The organism is Clostridium sp. 1001275B_160808_H3 (assembly GCF_015550425.1).
Taxonomy (GTDB): domain Bacteria; phylum Bacillota; class Clostridia; order Clostridiales; family Clostridiaceae; genus Clostridium.
The window spans coordinates 186,083-206,679 of sequence record NZ_JADNAT010000003.1 but is presented as its reverse complement, the minus strand read 5'-3'; the positions used below and the strand labels follow the sequence as shown (position 1 = coordinate 206,679).

15 protein-coding genes are annotated in these 20,597 nt (G+C 28.5%); 13 read left to right on the top strand and 2 right to left on the bottom strand.

Annotated features, from left to right (window positions below; genetic code table 11):
* Positions 1–57 precede the first annotated feature (57 nt).
* From I2A75_RS04010 to I2A75_RS03980, 7 genes are all read left to right on the top strand, one after another.
* Positions 58–378, top strand: a complete 321-nt coding sequence (locus I2A75_RS04010) for a DUF1904 family protein (protein ID WP_347707749.1) — start codon at positions 58–60, stop codon at positions 376–378.
* A 134-nt stretch (positions 379–512) separates the two neighbouring features.
* Complete coding sequence (locus I2A75_RS04005; RefSeq protein WP_195263185.1) at positions 513–2,558, top strand: right-handed parallel beta-helix repeat-containing protein; 2,046 nt, start codon at positions 513–515, stop codon at positions 2,556–2,558.
* Between the two features lie 120 nt (positions 2,559–2,678).
* Complete coding sequence (locus I2A75_RS04000) at positions 2,679–4,094, top strand: family 43 glycosylhydrolase (protein ID WP_195263184.1); 1,416 nt, start codon at positions 2,679–2,681, stop codon at positions 4,092–4,094.
* Positions 4,095–4,318: 224 nt separating this feature from the next.
* Positions 4,319–4,627: a nucleoside triphosphate pyrophosphohydrolase gene (locus I2A75_RS03995; RefSeq protein WP_195263183.1), complete on the top strand. Its 309-nt coding sequence runs from the start codon at positions 4,319–4,321 to the stop codon at positions 4,625–4,627.
* Positions 4,628–4,664: 37 nt separating this feature from the next.
* The gene (locus I2A75_RS03990) at positions 4,665–5,570 is read left to right on the top strand and encodes a restriction endonuclease (RefSeq protein WP_195263182.1); all 906 of its coding nucleotides are present in this window, start codon (positions 4,665–4,667) and stop codon (positions 5,568–5,570) included.
* 312 nt (positions 5,571–5,882) lie between these two features.
* Positions 5,883–8,330, top strand: coding sequence for a transcriptional repressor LexA (gene lexA / locus I2A75_RS03985; protein WP_195263181.1), 2,448 nt, complete (start codon positions 5,883–5,885; stop codon positions 8,328–8,330).
* A 228-nt stretch (positions 8,331–8,558) separates the two neighbouring features.
* Positions 8,559–9,755 (top strand): HNH endonuclease domain-containing protein, encoded by a 1,197-nt coding sequence (locus I2A75_RS03980; RefSeq protein WP_195263180.1) that lies wholly within the window; start codon positions 8,559–8,561, stop codon positions 9,753–9,755.
* A 262-nt stretch (positions 9,756–10,017) separates the two neighbouring features.
* Here I2A75_RS03980 and I2A75_RS03975 read toward each other — a convergent pair whose 3' ends face one another.
* Positions 10,018–10,761 (bottom strand): phage antirepressor KilAC domain-containing protein, encoded by a 744-nt coding sequence (locus tag I2A75_RS03975; protein WP_195263179.1) that lies wholly within the window; start codon positions 10,759–10,761, stop codon positions 10,018–10,020.
* A 316-nt stretch (positions 10,762–11,077) separates the two neighbouring features.
* On the opposite strand from I2A75_RS03975, the gene I2A75_RS03970 reads away from it, so the two are divergent.
* The 3 genes from I2A75_RS03970 to I2A75_RS03960 all read left to right on the top strand — a co-directional run bounded on the left by I2A75_RS03970 (position 11,078) and on the right by I2A75_RS03960 (position 14,063).
* The gene (locus tag I2A75_RS03970) at positions 11,078–11,269 is read left to right on the top strand and encodes a hypothetical protein (protein ID WP_195263178.1); all 192 of its coding nucleotides are present in this window, start codon (positions 11,078–11,080) and stop codon (positions 11,267–11,269) included.
* 266 nt (positions 11,270–11,535) lie between these two features.
* Positions 11,536–12,324 carry a CsxC family protein gene (locus I2A75_RS03965; RefSeq protein WP_195263177.1) on the top strand — a complete coding sequence of 263 codons (789 nt, stop codon included), beginning with the start codon at positions 11,536–11,538 and terminating at the stop codon, positions 12,322–12,324.
* 350 nt (positions 12,325–12,674) lie between these two features.
* On the top strand, positions 12,675–14,063 hold the full coding sequence (locus I2A75_RS03960; protein WP_195263176.1) for a CsxC family protein: 1,389 nt from the start codon (positions 12,675–12,677) through the stop codon (positions 14,061–14,063).
* A 132-nt stretch (positions 14,064–14,195) separates the two neighbouring features.
* Here I2A75_RS03960 and I2A75_RS03955 read toward each other — a convergent pair whose 3' ends face one another.
* Entirely contained in the window at positions 14,196–15,014 is an 819-nt protein-coding gene (locus I2A75_RS03955) for a MerR family transcriptional regulator (RefSeq protein WP_195263175.1), read from the bottom strand.
* Positions 15,015–15,122: 108 nt separating this feature from the next.
* Here I2A75_RS03955 and I2A75_RS03950 point away from each other — a divergent pair, with 108 nt between their 5' ends.
* From I2A75_RS03950 to I2A75_RS03940, 3 genes are all read left to right on the top strand, one after another.
* Positions 15,123–16,850 (top strand): ABC transporter ATP-binding protein, encoded by a 1,728-nt coding sequence (locus I2A75_RS03950; protein WP_195263174.1) that lies wholly within the window; start codon positions 15,123–15,125, stop codon positions 16,848–16,850.
* Positions 16,851–16,854: 4 nt separating this feature from the next.
* On the top strand, positions 16,855–18,696 hold the full coding sequence (locus I2A75_RS03945; RefSeq protein ID WP_195263173.1) for an ABC transporter ATP-binding protein: 1,842 nt from the start codon (positions 16,855–16,857) through the stop codon (positions 18,694–18,696).
* Positions 18,697–18,875: 179 nt separating this feature from the next.
* Positions 18,876–20,297, top strand: coding sequence for a hypothetical protein (locus tag I2A75_RS03940; RefSeq protein ID WP_195263172.1), 1,422 nt, complete (start codon positions 18,876–18,878; stop codon positions 20,295–20,297).
* Positions 20,298–20,597: the final 300 nt, after the last annotated feature.

The window sequence follows — 20,597 nt, the reverse complement described above, 5'->3', positions numbered from 1 at the left end:
TTCGATATAATATGATATTATTAAAATCTATAGGGATGGAGAGTGTTTAATATGCCAATGTTAAAGTTTAAAGGAATAGAAACAGAAAAGGTCTGTGCAATAAGTAAGAGTTTAATAGATGAATTACAAGAATTAATTGAATGTCCAAGAGATTATTTTAGTCTTTCAGTTGATAAATCTGTATATATAAAAGATGGGGAAATTGTTAAAGGTGAACCAGTAGTAGAAGTTTCATGGTTTGATAGGGGACAAGAAGCTCAGGATAAAGCTGCAAAGATAATAACTAAATACATACATTTATTAGAGTATCCTAATGTAGATGTAATATTCTTTGCATTAGATGAAAATAAGTATTATGAAAATGGGGAGCATTTTTAATAACTTAAATAAATATGTTGCTATTTATTATATTTAATGAAAGGGATAATATAGTACATTATAATATAATACATTGTTTTTTTCCTCTGCTAATATAAAATAAAATTATATAAATTAAATGGGAGGTTAAAAGAATGAATTATCATGTTAAAAAGACAGGTAGTAATTTAAATCCTGGAACAGAGAAGGAACCTTTTTTGACTATTGGTAAGGCAGCTTATGTTGCAAAACCAGGTGATATTATTACTGTGCACGAAGGAATTTATAGAGAATGGGTCAGTCCTAAGAGTGGTGGAACTTCTGCACAGAGAATAACCTATGAGGCAGCTGAAGGTGAAAATGTAATTATTACAGGTGCTGAGGTTGTCACTGAATGGGAAAGATATGGAGACATATGGAAAATTGTTATTGACAACAAGTTTTTTGGTGATTTAAACCCATTTGCTGAAGCTATATTTGGGGATTGGTTATTTACAACAGATAGAGTCTTTCACTTAGGAGATGTTTATCTTGATGGACACTCTATGTATGAAGTAACTTCTATCGATGCAGTACGCAATCCTAAAAAGTTAGAAACATCTTTGGAGCCAGAATTTTCGCTATATACTTGGTATGTTGATGTAGACGATTGTAACACTACCATTTATGCAAACTTCCAAGGAGAAGACCCAAGAAAAGGAAACGTTGAGATAAATGTACGTCGTTTCTGCTTTTGGCCTGAAAATCCAGGACGAAACTACATAACAGTTCGTGGTTTTACAATGAAACAAGCTGCTACTCAGTGGGCACCACCAACTGCTTTACAGGAAGGTCTTATCGGTCCTCACTGGAGTAAGGGCTGGATAATTGAAAATAATATCATTAGTGATTCTCGTTGCAGTGGCATAAGTCTTGGAAAAGAAGAGAGCACTGGTCAAAACGAATGGACTAATATTCACACTAAAATGGGTCATCAGCGAGAACAGGAAGTTATCTTTAGAGCAGTTAACAATGGTTGGAACAAGGACAATATAGGTAGCCATGTTGTTCGTAATAACCTTATATACAATTGTGGACAGGCAGGTATTGTGGGACATCTGGGTTGTGTTTTCAGTCTCATTGAAAACAATCATATCCACCATATAAGACACAAAAGAGAATTTGAAGGTGCAGAGGTTGGAGGAATCAAGCTTCATGCAGCTATTGATACAATTATTAAAAACAATGTAATCCACGACTCATTTAGGGGAGTTTGGCTAGATTGGCAGGCTCAGGGAACTCGTGTTTGTAATAATGTGATGTTTGGAAATGACAGTGAAGATATATTAGTTGAAGTTAGCCATGGACCAACAATGATAGACCATAATATTCTACTTTCTGGTCATGCCTTTAAAACCCTTAGTCATAGCTGTGCCCTTGTTCATAACCTACTTGCAGGAACAATATCTATCGGAAATGAATTGAACAGGCATACACCTTACCACGTTCCACACAGCACCTCTATTGCTGGTATGACTAGATTTACAGGTGGGGACGACCGTTATTATAATAATCTTTTCCTTAGAGAAAAAGATGATAAACGTTCAGATGAGCCTTATCTTGAAGCATTTTTTGGAAATAATATTTTAAGTCCTGAAGAAATAACGCCATTTACTAACCCAGTTTTAACATATCCAGTAGGAACTGCTGTTTATAATAATTGTCCAGGGCCAGATGATATGAAGCCATGGGATAAAATTCAAAGAATGCTTGCATCCAACAGTCAGCCTCCAAAACAGCAAGAAAAGGAAGCTGATAATAACGATGAAGAAGGAAAGCCGGCATATGCAAGCCTTTCAAATCCAGACCCACTTGCAGTTTATATTGAAAACAATGTTTACTTCAATAGAGCACTTGCATACAAAAAGGAAAAGGGTTCAAAGTTATACGAAAATTCAGGAATTGAATATACAATTGACAGGGAAGCAAAAATGGTCATTATTGATGTAACAAACCCTGAAATGCTTATAGAAAATGCTGCGGATATTATCACCACAAATATACTTGGTTACGGATTCCAGACAGAGCAGCTTTTTGAAAAGCCTGATGGAACACCATATTATTTTGATACAGACTTCTTTGGAAATTCACGTGGTAAAGGGGCAGTTCCTGGGCCATTCCAAGTAACAGGCAAGCAAAAATTTGAATTTTCGTTTAAATAAATGTTTATAGATTGCTATAACTATAATTGTACGATTTAGTGTATTTAAAATGATAAAATAACAAATTTATGTATTTTATATATGCCTGACAAATTTATTACACAAAAGGAGATTAAAAAAATGAAAAAGCAAGGCTTTAATCCTTATCTACCATCATGGGAATATATCCCTGATGGAGAACCATATGTTTTTGATAATAGAGTTTATGTATATGGATCTCATGATCGTTTTAACGGATATGCATATTGTTTAAATGATTATGTGTGCTGGTCTGCACCAGTTAATAATCTTGCAGATTGGCGTTATGAAGGTGTTATCTTAAAAGCTACTGATGTAGAAAATAATGAAGATCGTGATAGCTGTTTATATGCTCCGGATGTTGCAGTAGGACCGGACGGTAGATATTATTTATATTATGTTGACAGCAAGCGTTCTATTGTTTCTGTTGCGGTATGTGACACACCAGCAGGTAAATATGAATTTTATGGATATGTTCATTATGCTGATGGTACATACCTTGGAAATAAGAAGGGAGACGAACCTCAATTTGACCCAGGGGTACTTAGAGAGGGAGACAGGACTTATTTATATACTGGCTTTTGCTCAAGAGGTGACAAATCAAGAAGTGGAGCTATGGCCACAGTACTTGGTCCAGATATGATGACAATCATTGAAGATCCAGTAATTATTGTACCAAGTGATTCTTATAGTAAAGGCTCTGGCTTTGAAGGTTTTGAATTTTTCGAAGCTCCTTCAATTAGAAAACATGGAGATACTTATTATTTTATATATTCTTCTATCTCCATGCACGAGTTATGCTATGCTACAAGTAAATATCCAACTAAGGACTTTAAATACGGAGGAGTTATTATAAGTAATAGTGACCTTCATATTAGTTCTTACAAGCCTGCTGAAAAACCAATGTTTTACGGTGGCAATAATCATGGAAGCATAATTGAAATTAATGGACAATGGTATATTTTCTACCATAGACATACTAATGGAACCAATTTTAGCAGACAGGGATGCATGGAGAAAATTGAAATTTTGCCTGATGGAACAATTCAACAGGTAGAAATGACTTCCTGTGGTGCAAATGATGGACCATTAGAGGGACATGGAGAATATCCTGCTTATTTAGCTTGCAATCTATTCTGTAAAGAAGAATCTCTCTATACTGATTTTACAGCTTCATGGATGAATAACCAATTTCCTAAGATAACTCAAGATGGAAAAGATGGTGATGAAGAAATGGGATATATTGCTAATATGAAAGAGTCTGCCACAGCTGGTTTTAAATATTTTAATTGCAGTGGTATCAAAAAAGTTAAGATTAAAGCCCGTGGATATGCTTCAGGAGACTTTGAAGTAAAAACATCCTGGAATGGTCCAGCCCTTGGAAAAATATCCATTGGTTTTTCAAATGTCTGGAAGGAATATTCATCTGATATTATAATTCCAGATGGAATTCAAGCACTATATTTCACATATACAGGTCAGGGCAGTGCAAATCTTGCATCTTTTACTTTGGAATAGGGGGCTAATACTGATAATCTGAGGAATTTAGAAATATATCAAAGGACATATATTCTCTGTTAAGAGTGTGTATGTCTTTTTTATTGTAAATAAATTTAAAACTATATTTATTAATAAAAATACTATGATAAGATATTAAATATAAAATAATGAAAAGGATTAAGAAAAGTTTTAAGAAGAAAACAAGAATACTTATAGAAAATTAATTATAAGAGGTAAAAAGGATGAAAATATACAATAAATTAGTAAGAGATAGAATACCAGAAATAATCATGGAAGATGGTAAAACATGTGAAATAGAAATAGTTAGTGGAATAGAAAAGCAAGAACTTTTAGAAATAAAATTATTAGAAGAAGTAAATGAATACTTAGAAGATAGAAACCTAGAAGAACTTTCAGATGTTATGGAAGTACTATTTGGAATTGCAAATGAACTTGGATATAGTGAAGATGATTTAATAAAGAAAAGAAATCAAAAATTAGAAGAGCGTGGTGGATTTAAAGAGGGGATAGTATTAAAAGGAGTGAAATAAATTAATTACTATTTTCAGAATATACGGAGGTATAAAAATGGGATTACCAAAATACTATGAAATGCACAAGCCTTTTTTAGAATATTTAAAAGATGGCAAATTACATACTTTGAAAGAATTAAAGCAATTTATAAGTAAATATTTCAATTTAACAGAAGAGGAGCTTTTAGATCTACTTCCCAGTGGAAGGCAAACAGTATTTATTAATCGTATCGGATGGGCAAGAACTTATCTAAAGAAAGCTGGTTTAATTGATAGCCCTGCAAGAGCTTCATTTATTATTACTAATGATGGATTAGAAGTTCTTAACGATAATCCAGATGTAATTGATAGTAATTACTTAATGAAATTCGAGAGTTTTAGGGAGTTTCAAGGTGGAGTTATATATACAAAAAATAATAATGGGCCCTCAAATGATATTAATAATACACCAGATGATACTTTTGAAGATTCATTTAGAAAGATTAATAAAAGTTTGGCAGAAGATCTTCTTGCAGAAGTAATAAAACTTTCGCCAACAGCATTTGAACAAATGGTTATTGATTTACTTTCAAAAATGGGATATGGTTCTTTTGAAAATGCTGGAAAGACAACGTCTACTACTGGAGATGAAGGTATTGATGGTATTATAATGGAAGATAAACTTGGATTTAATTTAATTTATATTCAAGCAAAGAAATGGGATTTGAACAGTAAAGTAGGGAGACCAGATGTACAAAGTTTTGTTGGGGCTATATCTGGTAAAGGCGGTAAAGGCCTTTTTGTTACAACTGCAAAATTTTCAAAACAAGCCATTGAGTATGCTAAAAATCAGCATATTATACTAATTGATGGTGAGAAGTTATCAAATTTGATGATTGAGCATAATTTTGGGGTAACAGTAAAAAAGGTATTTGAAATTAAAGCAATTGATACTGATGTGTTTAATGATTATTTAGAGTAACAAGCTTTTTAGTAATATACAATTATTAATGAAGCAAAAAATGATATTAAATAGGGTATCTGATAAATGATTTTAAAATAATTTATGGGATAACCCTTATATATTTCATCTAAAATAGTAACTCTTCATTATTGTATAAAGTGATAAGAGAGAATTACAATAGAAATAAAATTTTAATTTAAATAAAAACATTTTTTATAAGTATTTAATAAAATAGTGAATAAATATAGGAATTTTAAACGAACATTTAAAAATATTACAGAAATAGGTTATAATATATAATATATACTTATTATAAAAGGGGAAAGCATAATGCAGTTAAATATTGAACAAAAAAAGATAATCAATGGTAAACCAAATGGACATGTTCTTGTTAAAGGGGTAGCAGGTTCAGGTAAAACTACTGTAGCTGTTAATAAAATATCTATTCTTTTAGATAATTATTGTAACGATAAAGATGATAGAATACTTATGGTTACATATAATAAATCTTTAGTTAAGTACGTGAAATACATATATGATAATATTCAAAATGAGAAGGAGCTAGAACAATTAACATTTATTGATTCAAATAATGATGATAAGTTAGATATAAAGACCATAGATTCTCTTATGTATAGATATTTTATGATTTATAAGAATAGAGTTAAAAATAAGAATTTAGAAATTGCTAGTCAAGAAGAAGTAAACAATATACTACTTGAATCAATAGCTAGTATTAGCAAAAAATATATAAATGTAAAATTAGTATCACCACAAAACTTATCTTTTATAAGGGAAGAAATAATATGGATAAAATCCTGTGATTATACGGATTTAGAAGTCTATCAAAATATTGATAGATTGGGTAGGATTTCCAAGAAAACATCAGATGCTCCTCAAAAGTTAAGAAAAAATTCGGAACAAAGAGAAGCCATATTTAAAATTTTAGAAATATATAATCAGAAGTTAAAAAGTATAAACAAAATAGATTTTCAAGATATGGCAATAATTGCGCTAAATACAGTAAAGCAAGAAAGAACAGCAAAATATACTCATATTTTAATAGATGAAAGTCAAGATTTAACAAGAATACAATTAGAATTTATTAAGGCATTATATAATGAAAAATCATATTCAAGTATAACTTTTGTAGCAGACGTAGCACAAAGTATCTATCCTCAAGCCTGGCTTACAAAAAATAGATCATTTACATCAATTGGATTTGATATGAAAGGAAAATCAACATCTTTGAGTAAGAACTATAGAACTACAACAGAAATTGCACAAGCTGCTTATAGTCTTATTGAAAACGATGTAGAAATTATAGAAGATGATAACTTTGTTAAGCCGTCTCTTATTGATAAAAAAGGGAGTTATCCTGTATGTAGAATATTTAAAACTAAAAAAGAAGAGGCTGAATATATTGCTACAACTATAAATGAAGATTTAATTAAAGAATATAATTTAAAGGATATTGCTATAATAGCAAGAAAGAAGGAACAACTATTTGAAATTAAATCTTTTCTAGAAAGGTTAAATATCAAATCAACTTTATTTGATACGAAAGATGATTTTGATTTTGAAGAAAACTCAGTTAAATTACTGACAATGCATTCTATTAAAGGATTAGAGTTTAAAGTTGTAATGATAATTGGTTTAAATAATAGGATTATGCCTTTAAATACTATTGCTAATGAAATAGAGGACGAAGATATTATTGAATCAAGAGATAGAAAATTATTATATGTTGGTATGACAAGAGCAACTGAAAAATTGTTTATAACTTCAGATGGAAAGCCTTCAAAATTTATAGGAGAAATAAGTTATAAATATTTAAAGCCTTCTCTAAATACAAGCTTTAGAAGAATTCATAGAATTAATATAGAAGATTATAAATTTAAAGATAAAATATTTGACTTATATTCAGAAGAAGAGAAAGTAAGACAATGGTTAATTAAAGAGTTAATAGATGTATATAAATATAAAGAAGATCTAATAGAGATAGAAAAACCTATTAATATAGGATCTATGCCTGGTTTTGTAGATATTGTAGTAAATATATATAGGAATAAAATTAAAGATTCCTATGTAATGATTGAAGTAAAAAGATGGGGAGTAGGAATCGAAAGAGCTCTTACTCAGCTTAAAAGTTATATGGCTACTTCACAAACAGTTCAATACGGCATTGCTACAGATGGAAATGAAATAATTATAATTAATAAACAAGGTGAAATTATAAGTGATATACCAGAGTTTAATTCATCTATGCTTCCTTCCTCTTTAGTATCTTATGAATACATAAATCTAAAATATAATAATAAGATTGAATTTATAAGCGATTCAAATAATCCAAGTGAAATTTATGTGACTAATGAAAATTCAGAGGAAATAGAAGATGATATAAGAAGTGTGCCAATTTATAATGAAATTGCCGCTGGGCAACCTATATTAATCAATGATGCAATAGAAGGCAACTTTTTTATACCAAATTTATGGACTAAATCATTACAAGATATATTTATACTTAAAATTAGAGGCGATAGTATGATAAATAAAAATATTAATAATGGAGACTATATTCTTATTAATAAGCAATCAACTGCAAACATAGGGGATGTAGTAGCTGTTGATATTGATGGAAATACAACATTAAAAACTTATAAAACAATGGGCGGCAAGATATTACTTATTCCAGAAAACGATAATTATGAACCAATGATTTTAGATGAAGATCAGTTAAGGATAATTGGTGTAGCTATAGGAGTTATAAAAAAATAAAAATATATAATTCTTTTTATAATTTTATCTAAAATTATATTAATCTATAGTAGTTGAATATAACTAAAAAGTTGTATCAAATTAATTCTTATCTGATACAACTTTTTAATTTCTTCACCGAAGGGAATCTTACATATTTTTAATATTATTCCTTATATTTTATATTATAATAATTTATGTAATTAGTAAGTTTTAATATTAAAACAGATTTAAATGGAGATAGAATCGATGTATATAAATAAAGTACCACATGAATTAAATAAACATACTCATATAGAAGAAAAAGGTATTATTTTAAATGACAATGAAATGATTTTATATAATTTACCTAGTTCTAACAATGTAGAAACAAGAATATTTGCTAGGTTATTAGAGGATAGCAGAGTAGTAGCAAGTTACAAAATGTATTGGCTATTAGGAATTTTAGAAGAAGTGAGTTTAGGCAATCTTCAAATATCTTTTAAGAGATTAGTTGCACGAATGATAACAGCAGCATGGTACCCAACCATGCAGTACAAATTATATTTTGGACAATTTGATAATTTAAAAAAGTCTATAGATCATATATCAAGTACTTACAAAGTACTTACTAATATTAATAATAATGAATTATTAGAATTTATTTGTAATCTTGATGATAAGATTTTAAATAAGCAAATGAAGGACTTAACAAATCAAGTTCCTTATATGCTTTTATCTCCTTTTTTTGATGATAAAATAAGAGGAATATCTGGTACAAAAAGAAGTAGCAAGATAACAGAGTTATCTTTAAGTGAGCTAGGTGTTTTATATAAGATAATTAAAGATGATAATTATATAATTATAGATGAAGAATGGGCAAGCTACATGAGAGGAAATTATAAGATAATAAAATCTTGGATATATTATAAACTAAGTTGTTTCTTACAAAAAAGAAATCCCAATGTACCAGCAATTATATTCAAATTAGATCCACCAATAAGCAGAAATTTATCTAAAGCAACAAGAATATGGACAAGTGTTATTGAAAGCAGAAATATAAAAGATGTTTATACAGGAAGAGAGTTTTCACAGCAAAATTATGATGAATTAGGTGTTTTAAGTATAGATCACTTTATTCCTTGGAGCTTTGTAATGCATGATGAAATGTGGAACTTAGTGCCTACTTTTAAAAATATAAATAGTAAGAAAAATGATAAACTTTTAAGATATGAAAATTATATAAATGATTTTTGTAATATACAGTATGCAGCATTTTCTTTTATGTGTGATAATAACAGAAAGAAAGACTTAGAACAGTATGTAGATATTCTAAGATTAGAAAATCCATTAGATTTTTATAAGCATAAAGGAAAAGAAGGTTTTTCAGAAAAACTAAAATTAAGCATAGCTCCAATATATCAAATAGCTTTAAATCAAGGATTTAGTGTTATTGATAAGTTATAGATTATAAGATTAACATAAAGTAAGAATCAATTAATAATACAAGTTAATGCATAATCAATATATATTTTTAATTATTTTATCTCGAAAACAAGTTAATTATTAAAAATTCAAATAAAATATTTGAATTTCTATAAGTTAATTTAATAACACATAATAAATAAAATGAATCTTTATAAAATTACCTGATATCAATATAATACTATATTTAAAGATTAAATAAAAAGTTGTATCAGATTATTCATTCAATCTGATACAACTCCCTCTATTTCTCAATCAAAGGAACAATCCCAAGCTTATCCTTCAACAACTCATATATAAAAACTCGTCCTTTTTCAGTCCAGTGGGTCACTATTATATATTTCCCATCAGAGATATTTAATGTTTTAGAACTTGTATATCCCTGTGGTGCGTATTCTTGATATAAAACCCATTTATCTGAAATTTTATATTGTACTCTTAATGAATTAAGAATTTTATTCATTTTAACTCCAGACATCCCGTAGTCCTTTGCAATAATTGTTATAGGTATTAATAATTTACTATTTAGAACTTTATCGTGATAATTTACCTTTTCTTTAGATTCTTCAAGTTCGAACATTAATTGTTCTCTTTCTTCTTTTAATTCAGTAAGTATCCCTTTAATACTTGTTGAATCCTTTAGTCCCTCTTCTATTACTTTATCTGTAGCATACATTCCTTTAGATCTTATAGTCGGAAGCACTTCATCAAAAACCCAACTTTCGAATTTTTTAGCATAAGGTAATTTAGAATGAATGATAAGTCTAAATAAATCATTTTCTGGTATGAAAATGGCTTCTTGAACTCCTCCTGAAGTTTTTACTTTATGTTTAAATGCATATTTCGTATGTCTCTTTAGTGCTGCTCGTGGATTTGAATAGCCAAGTATTAAAGCACATTGAACAGCCTGAAAATAATCCTTCTCATCAATTTCTAGTAGTCTTATTTCTCCAAAGACATCATTTTTAAATATTTCTAATTTCTCCATTTTATCAAACCTCTCTTTATATAAAATTTATTTTTTTAGGGGAGTCGCGTTACGCGACGTCCTTTAGAAGTATTGTTTTATAGATTAATAGATATGTAGATAAAATTTTATCTACTTATTAAATATGCAGAAGTTAGAAAATTTTAGAGAAACTTATAAATTTATTTTTTTCACTATGTATTATCTCATCAAATCAATTTGTAAGTTATCACAATAAACATATAGTAACTTATTATACATAACGCAGTATAATAAATTAGCAGTCATAAAAATGTACCTATGTTTAATACACCCTATATTTATATGTAGGGTTTTTATGAATTCATTATCAAGAATTCAGTTTAAAGATGATTTGAATTATAAATGTACAAGATATGCTAAAAATGATATAAATTCAATAATAATATCTAATGATACTATAGCCGAAACATCTTATATTATTTCTTCTATTAATGCAAATAGCATAAAAAGTAAGATATTAGAATTTACTTATTTATTTTATAGGTAAAAATAACCTTCTTAATGTCAGTGGCAGCATAAATATAATAGGAGTATTTGTTGCTATATCTCAATTAGTAAAAACTGTCTTTATAATAATTTTACGAATAATATGGTGAAAGAATTAGAAAATCAGAAATTAGGAAAGGTCTTATTTGCTCATTATATAGATATTTTAAAATTAGAAATACGCACCAAAATGTGCATTTTATATATTATATAATATAAGGTTTAACTAACGATATTAACGAGATATAAAATGGAGGAAGTGTTATTATGAATGATAACAAAATAAATACAAATGAAATTGCACCTGAAAATACAGCTGTAGTACAGCACTGTGCGGAAGTTAAAACTCTACAACAATCTTTAACTGAACAAGTTCCTGTAACTCCTGCTGTTATTGCACCAGGACCAGTAGTTGTTAAGGTTCCAGTTGTAATAGCTGAAACTAATATAACAATACCAGTTGAAGCTACTATTAAATTAGATCATCCAGCAATAGAAATTAAGAGAATTAGAAAGAATGTATTTTTAAATCAATCTAGAGTTATTCCATTTTCTCAAGATGGTGCCTTTGGTACTGGAATATTATTTATAGCTGGTTTTATAAGAAAGAATATCGAATATGCAACTAAAACTTGTAATAGACCAGGATCTACTAGTATTTGTGGCGATATAAGACATTGTACAGTTGAAGTACCTTTTAACTTTACAACAAGGATTACTTTCCGTAGACCACCAATATTTATTACAAATTTTGCTCCACTAGAAGTAGAGTTCTTCACAGATAAGAATAAGAGTTGCGATAATTGTGTAGATCCAGTTATTGGACGTAATGTTTGTGATCAAAGCTTTTTCAATGTAGAATTCTTTAATGAGAAACCATTTACTGAATTAGTAAGAGCAGATATTGCTGAAGTTGATATTCACACAGATCCATATAAGGACTGCGATATCCCTACAGAACAACTTTTCACTAAGCTTACAGAAAAAGTTGTAGTTAATCTAACATTGAAAGTATTACAAAATCAACAAGTAAATGTTACAGCATTAGGACTATAAAAACTATATATCTATAAAGTAAATTAAGAAATTAATCCTATAAAATTTAATTTATTCAAGATAAAGGTCATATTTATTAAGCATATTCCTGACAATACTTAATATAAGTTTTGTCAGGAATTTTTTTAGTTATAAGAGGATTATATTAAGAGTAATTAATTTAATCAATTTATTAAAAGAAGAAAAGCTTTTGTTTATTTATGTACAATAAATTAGAAATTTGTATATTATACATTAGATATCTAATTAATTAATTTAAACTGCACATTTTTTTCAAAACAAAGCATTACAAAACAACAATTAAGGATAATTGCATTATAATTATTAATTTCTTAAGTGGAGGAGATATTATGGAAAGGAGATACTATTCAAGGCAAAATTATAATCAACTTAAGATAAGACAATATGAAGAATATATTAAAAAACTGAATAAGTATTATTTATATATGAAAAGGAATTATGAGGATTATATAAAAAAGCAAAATCAGCAATATATTAATACAAAAAAGTACTATGAAGAATATATTAAAATGCAGAAAAAACAGTATTTATATATGCAAAATAATTATGAAGAATATATTAAAAAGCAAAATAGCTATTATTTATATAATAAAAAATATGATGAAGAAAATTATAAAAGAAATAATGATATTGTTGATACTACACAAAATGAATTTTTTGACTTTTTTAAAACTCTTAACATAGAAGATAATAATATAAATGATGATAGAATAAAAAGAAGTATCTCCGAAATTTCAGAAGTTAATAATAAAGAGAATAATTTAGAATATAAAGATGATGATTTATCTACGAATGAGTACTTAGATAATAAAAGTAATAATATTAATACTAATATTACAGATTCACCTAAGGGAAAATTATTAGAAAAAATTTATGATGAATTATGTGAAGAAAATGATAAAAAATTCATAGAAGAAGGTTATAAAGAAGACGATAAAAAATACTCAAATGAAAGTTATGAAAAGTTATTAAAAGTGGATGATAAAAAACTTATAAATGAAAACTATAATAATGTTGTAAAAAATGAGATATCTAAAAAAAATAACATTCAATCAGAAGCTTTATATGCTAATTTACCTGTCCTATTAGCAGAAACAAATATAACAATTTCCGTAGAAGATACTATTTCATTAGATGAAGAAGTTAGTGAAATTAAGCGAATTAAAATGAATGTACTTTTAACTAAATCCAACCTTATTCCATTTCAATCAAATACTCACGATACTAATTCTGGAGTATTATTTGTTACAGGTTTTATAAGAAATAACATTGAATATCTAGCTAAAACTTCTAATGAAGAGAAATCAGAGGGTAGGTTAGAAAATAGCTATGGAAATATAAAATACTGTATAGTTGAAGTACCTTTTAATTTTACTACTAGAATTACTTACATTAGGAAACCAATTTTTACTGAAAAAGCTAATATAAATGATTTTGAATTTTTTAATAATCACCCTAAAGAAGGTGATGTTTACGAAAATTCAATTATTAAATATGATACCTATGAACAAAGTATTGGATTTACAGAAGTATTTAATGAAAAACCTTTTGCTGAACTAATAAAAGCAACATTTATTGATGTTAATATTAATAAAAAACAAAGTTTAGTTAATGATGATAAAGAAGAGCAAGAGTTTACTAAAATTGAAGAAAGAATAATTGTAAATTTAGTTCTAAGAGTGTTACAAAAACAACAGATAAGAGTAGAAATAGAATAGGATTTATCTTAAGCTGTTATTTTAGAAATTCTCTAAGTTCTATAGTTTCCTCCAAAATTTATATAGTATATTACTTCAAAACTACCAGCTATTTATGCAAAAACAGTCGGTAGTTTTGTTTTTACCACAAAACTACCGATCATCACTCTCCACCATTATTTCTATTTTAACGCAGTACTTACTTACATCTTTAGTTGAAAGTTCGTTTAGGGGATATTCCTCATAGGCATCACTACAAATACGCAAATTATTTTCTTTAATAAATTTATATAATTTTTCATAAAGATCATCAGATTCTCCATAAGCGCATCTTCCATAAAAAACTGCATACTTACCTTCAGGCTTATAGGATTTTTCGTCATCTATGACTTTAAAATAATATCGAATTGCATATAAAGGATTTCCTAATTCAATATCTTCTTTACTAACAATAGCACCAAGGGGATAGCCTATGTCAATTCCATTTTCAGCCGCAAAATTATAAAATGAAATAGCAGATTCATCTTGTGAGTCATCTATAGAATCTTTAGAAATTATTGGGCCTAGGAAAATAGGCTCTTTCTTTTTGTACTCAATATTTATGCTATTTTCTTTATACTTAATAGCATCTTCTGCCATATCCACATAAAGTTGCATAACTTCTAATATACGTTTAAGCTTTTTTATTTCAGTTAATATATGTTTTTTTTGTGAACTAAATAAAGTAAACATTTCTTCTGGAGTACGTATATCGATATATCTTTTTATTTCTTCAATTCCAATTCCAATTTCTCTAAGAGAGATTATTAAATATGCTGTAGTTAACTGATTTCTAGTATAGTAGCGATATCCATTTTCACCACGAAATTCTGGTGATAACAATCCTATTTGATCATAGTATCTTAAATTTTCACGTTTAATACCTGTAAGAGCAGAAAATTCTTTAATTTGCATATTAGATTTATCTTTCATAAGTACCTCCAAATTTTAATTATACTATTGACATTAAAGTTACTTTAAGCTTTATAATACCACTGAAATCAAATTTTTGCAAAATTACTTACATAACGGAGGTAAACTATGAAGTATTTAAAACTATTCCTAAAAGAAAGCAAAAGTAAAGTAGGAATAACATTAATTATGCTTTTTGGACAAGTAGTAGGAACATTACTAATTCCATATTTAATAGCAGGAATTGTAGACAATGGAATTTTGAAAGGTGATATGAATGAGATTCTTCATATAGGGGTTCAAATGATAATAGTTCCTTTAATAACAACAATTGCAGCTGTACTTGGAAGTTATTATTCTGCAGATCTTGCTGCAGTTTTTGGATATTACTTAAGAGATAAGATTTTCCGTAAGAGTCAGGAGTTATCTATTCATGAATTTGATACTATTGGAGTTTCGTCTATGATAACACGTACAACTTCAGATATTACTAATTTGCAACAGAACTTTGGGTTAGCTTTGCAGCTTATAGTTCCAGCTCCACTTATTATTGGTACATCTATTATCATGACAGCATACACTAGCTTTTCTTTAGCCTTAATACTTATTTTATCTGTGATAATATTTATTGCTTTTTCTGGATTAGTACTTAAGAAATCAATATTTATTTCTAAAAGGGTTCAATCTAAACTAGATCATATTAATCAAGTAATAAGGGAATCTATTACTGGAATTCGTGTTATTCGTGCATTTGGAAATGAAAAATATGAAGAGGGTAGATCAGGTAAAGCTTTTAAAAGCTATGCTACAGATATGATAAAACTAAATAAGCTATTTGCTATATTAAATCCTATAATATGGCTTATAATTGGTCTTTCAATAGCTATTATAGTTTGGATAGGTGGAATTCTTTCCATGAAGGGTACAATGGAAATTGGACAAATAACTGCTGTTACTGAATATTCTATTATTACATTAAGCTATTTAATAATGGCTACAACAACAAGTGTTACTCTTCCTAAAATGAAATCATGTCTTGATCGTATAGAGGAAGTTTTAGAAATTAATCCAGAGATTCAGGATTCGAATATAGAAAAGCAATGTACAAAAGATAAGCATGCAGTAGTTGAATTTGAAAATGTATCTTTCTTTTATCATGGAGCAGAAGAACCAGTTATAAGCAATTTATCATTTTCATGTAATAAAAGTGAGACAACAGCCATTATTGGAAGTACAGGCTCTGGTAAGAGTACTATTGCTAATCTTATTTTAAGATTACATGACATAGACAAAGGAGAAATCCGTATAAATGGTGTGGATATAAGAAGCCTTTCACAAAATGAATTAAGAGATACTATTGGTTATATTCCTCAAAAAGCATTTTTGTTTAGTGGAACAATTGAGGATAACCTAAAAATGGGATATAAAGAAGCAACTAAAGAAGATATGAAGAAAGCATTAAGTATTTCTCAATCAGAATCTTTTGTTAATAAATTGCCTAAAGGGTTACAATCTGAAGTGTCTCAAGGTGGTTCAAATTTCTCAGGTGGACAAAAACAACGTTTATCTATTGCAAGAGCTCTTATAAGAAAAGTACCAATTTATATTTTTGATGATAGTTTTTCTGCTTTGGATTTAAAAACAGATTCAGCACTTCGTAAATCACTTAAAGAAAACATGACGGATGCAGCTAAGATAATAATTGCTCAAAGGGTGAGTACAATTATGGATGCAGATCAAATACTTGTATTAGATGAAGGGAATCTAGTTGGTATTGGGAAACATGATGAACTAATGAAAAATTGTTCTGTATATCAAGCAATTGCTAAAAGTCAAATGAATATAAAGGAGGCTTGATTTTATGAAGAAGGATAAAAACAAAGAAAAAGATACAATGACATTTAGCGAGGATATTCCTCAAAACACCAAAAAGACTATTAAAAGGCTAATGAGACAATTAAAAACACAAAATAAAAAGCTAATATTTGTAGGAATATCTGCATTGCTTAGCAGTGCAGCTTATGCAATTATTCCACTTATTGTTGGATCAGCTATTAATAATTTAGTGAAAGCAATTCGTAATTTTGATGAATCTGTAAGTGTTTTATCAATGGTAACAGATGCACTAGCTATGCCAGTATTAATGTTAGTACTAGCTTCTATTTTTAGCAGTTTTCTTTCTTATGTTCAGCAATATATAATATCTAGTATTGGTGAAAATTTAACTCTTTCATTACGTAAAGAAATTAGTAAAAAATTAAATAGACTTCCACTAAAATACTTTGATTCACATAAAACAGGAGATATTATGAGCAGGGTAACAAATGATCTTGAAAAAGTATCTCTAGTAATGCAAGTTGGATTTATGCAGTTTATATCTTCTTGTTTTACAATTGTACTTACAATTATTTTAATGCTTATATTAAATTTAAAACTATCTTTATTAATTTTTATAATCCTTGGAATTAGTGCAATTGCAACTAACTATGTATCAAGTTTAAGTCAACGTTATTATGCAGAAAATTATGCTGCTATGGGTGACTTAAGTGGAAAAATTGAAGAAGTGTATTCTGGTAATCGTATTATCAAAGTCTTTAATAAGCAAGAAGATATAATTGAAGAAGTTACTGAGCTTAATAAAAAACAATTTGAGGCAAATAGAAGAGCTCAATTTGTGGATTTTGCTATATACCCAACCATTAGATTTTTAAGTCAGTTAGGTTTTGTAACAACAGCAATTGTAGGTGGAATAATGACACTTAATGGACAAATTTCCTTAGGTGGAATTCAGGCATTTTTACAATACGTAAATCAAGTTTCTGAGCCTGTTACTCAAGCTTCTTATGTTATTATGTCTTTACAATCTGCTATTGCTGGAGCTGAAAGAGTTTTTGAGCTATTAGATGAAGAAGAAGAACTTTCAGATAATAAATTCAATGAGCTTTCATTTAATGAACATCCTATATCTATGGGAAAAGTAGATTTTAAAAATGTAAAATTTGGATATACTGCTGAAAAAACTTTAATAAAAGATTTAAATCTTGAAGTAAAACCAAATGAAATGGTAGCTATTGTTGGACCAACAGGAGGCGGGAAAACTACATTAATTAACTTAATTATGCGCTTTTATGAATTAAATGAAGGAACTATATCAATTGATGGAATTAATATTAAGGATATACCTAGAAATACATTACGTAGACAAATTGGTATGGTACTTCAAGATACATGGCTATTTGAAGGTACAATAGCCGAAAACATTGCATATGGTAGGATGGATGCTACACGTGAAGAAATAATAGCTGCTGCAAAAGCTGCTAGCTGTGACCATTTTATTCGTACATTAGAGCATGGATATGATACAGTAATTTCTAGTGAAACATCAAACGTTTCTCAAGGACAAATGCAGCTTTTAACAATTGCTCGTGCTATGCTGACAAATCCTACAATTATGATATTAGATGAAGCTACTTCAAGTGTAGATACAAGGACAGAAGTAGAAATACAAAAAGCTTTATCAAGACTTATGAAGGATAAAACAAGTTTTGTAATAGCTCATAGATTATCGACTATCCAAAATGCCGATATGATTTTAGTTGTTAAAGATGGTGATATTGTAGAAAGAGGAAATCATGAAAATCTTCTATCACAAAATGGATTCTATGCTTCTCTTTATAATAGTCAATTTGAAGTGGCAAATTAACTATTATCTTTTTAATTATTTGGGACTTTATGAAGTTATTTGGTCTTTTATATAGAGGTATATTAGATATAAAAAGTAGTTTAATATAGAAAGATGTATTTTTTTGACTCTTACTCTGTAACTAAGCAAGCTTAATTATCATAATTTATACTATAGTAATTAATAGAGTGGAGAAATACATGATAAACGTAACTCTAACACCACTACACTACATTTATCTTCTTTTTATAGTAGTTATTATAGTTGCTATGGTAAAAAAGAAAGATATATCTCTAATTTGTATATTAGGTATATTCATTTTAGGGCTTATGGGGACAGATTCACTTTATAAAGCAGCTATGGGTATATTTAATAGTTTTGTTTATGCTACAAAAGAGCTAATGCCGACGATATTTATCATTTCTGTTATAACGGCTATGAGTAGTATTTTAATTGATTCTGGTATAAATGATGAAATGGTTTCCCCATTTAAAGGAGTAATTAAAAATTACTGGATTGCTTATTGGGTCATTGGTATAGTCATGATGATTTTATCTTGGTTCTTTTGGCCATCACCAGCAGTGGCACTTGTAGGTGCTTTATTTTTACCACTTGCTAAGAAAGCAGGACTTCCAGCTATAGGAGTAGCAATGGCTATGAATTTATTTGGACATGGTATTGCTTTATCAAGTGATTATATTATTCAAGCAGCACCAAAGCTTACTGCAGATGCAGCTGGTATCCCTATATCAAGTGTTATGTCAGCTAGTGTTCCTCTTACAATAACAATGGGTGTTGTAACAACTGTTGCTGGATTCTATTTTCTTAGAAAAGATATTAAATCTGGAGCAACAACACTAGAATATAAGGTTGAGGATGAAGTAAGCAATAAAGAAGGAAATAAAGAGAGCAATAAGGAAAGTACAAAGCTGATATCATCTAAGAAATTAAGAAGAGCTTTAGCTTTGTTAATTGTAGTGTTATTTGCTTTAGATATAGTTATAATGATTAAGGCAAACCTTCAAGGAAATGATGCAACAGCTCTTATTGGTGGTACTGCAGTATTTATATTATGCTTAATTTCTGTAATATCATATAGAAAACAATCACTTGAAAAAGTAACAAATGATTTGGTAAAGGGTTTGCAATTTGGTTTTAAAATATTTGGTGTTGTAATACCTGTTGCTGCATTTTTCTATTTAGGCGATTCAGCCTTTAATGAAATTTTTGGTAAGATACTTCCTGAAGCATCACATGGAATAGTAAATGATTTAGGCCTTGCCCTTGCTAATATAGTACCTATAAATTCTGTTGTTTCAGCAAGTACACTTTCAATCGTAGGTGCAATAACAGGGTTAGATGGTTCTGGTTTTTCAGGGATATCTTTAGTTGGGTCAGTTTCACAAATATTCTCAACTGCACTAGGTGGAGGAATAGCAACCCTTACAGCTTTAGGACAATTAACAGGAATATGGGTTGGTGGAGGAACTTTAGTTCCTTGGGCAGTAATACCAGTAGCTGCAATATGTGGAGTAGATCCTTTTGAACTTACTAAAAAAAATTTCAAACCTGTTATAATTGGACTGGTTGTTACTACTTTGGTAGCTATATTCTTAATTTAGATTAAGGCAAATCATGATATTGTAATTAAATAAACTACAATATCATGGTTTTCTTTTTATATGTAAATTTCTAAAGAATATTGGATTAAGAATTATGAAATTGTGTTCATGGGGTATTTTTAATATGTTTTAAATTTAAAAAGGTGATTAATTTTAGCTTATAATTATAAAAAAATATAATGAAATACAGAAAAAAATTGAAATTAAGCATAATTGATAATTTGTATACTGAAATAAGCTTTTTATTAATAAATTAATTATAAAAACTACTTACAATTTAAAAATTTTATATAAATTATT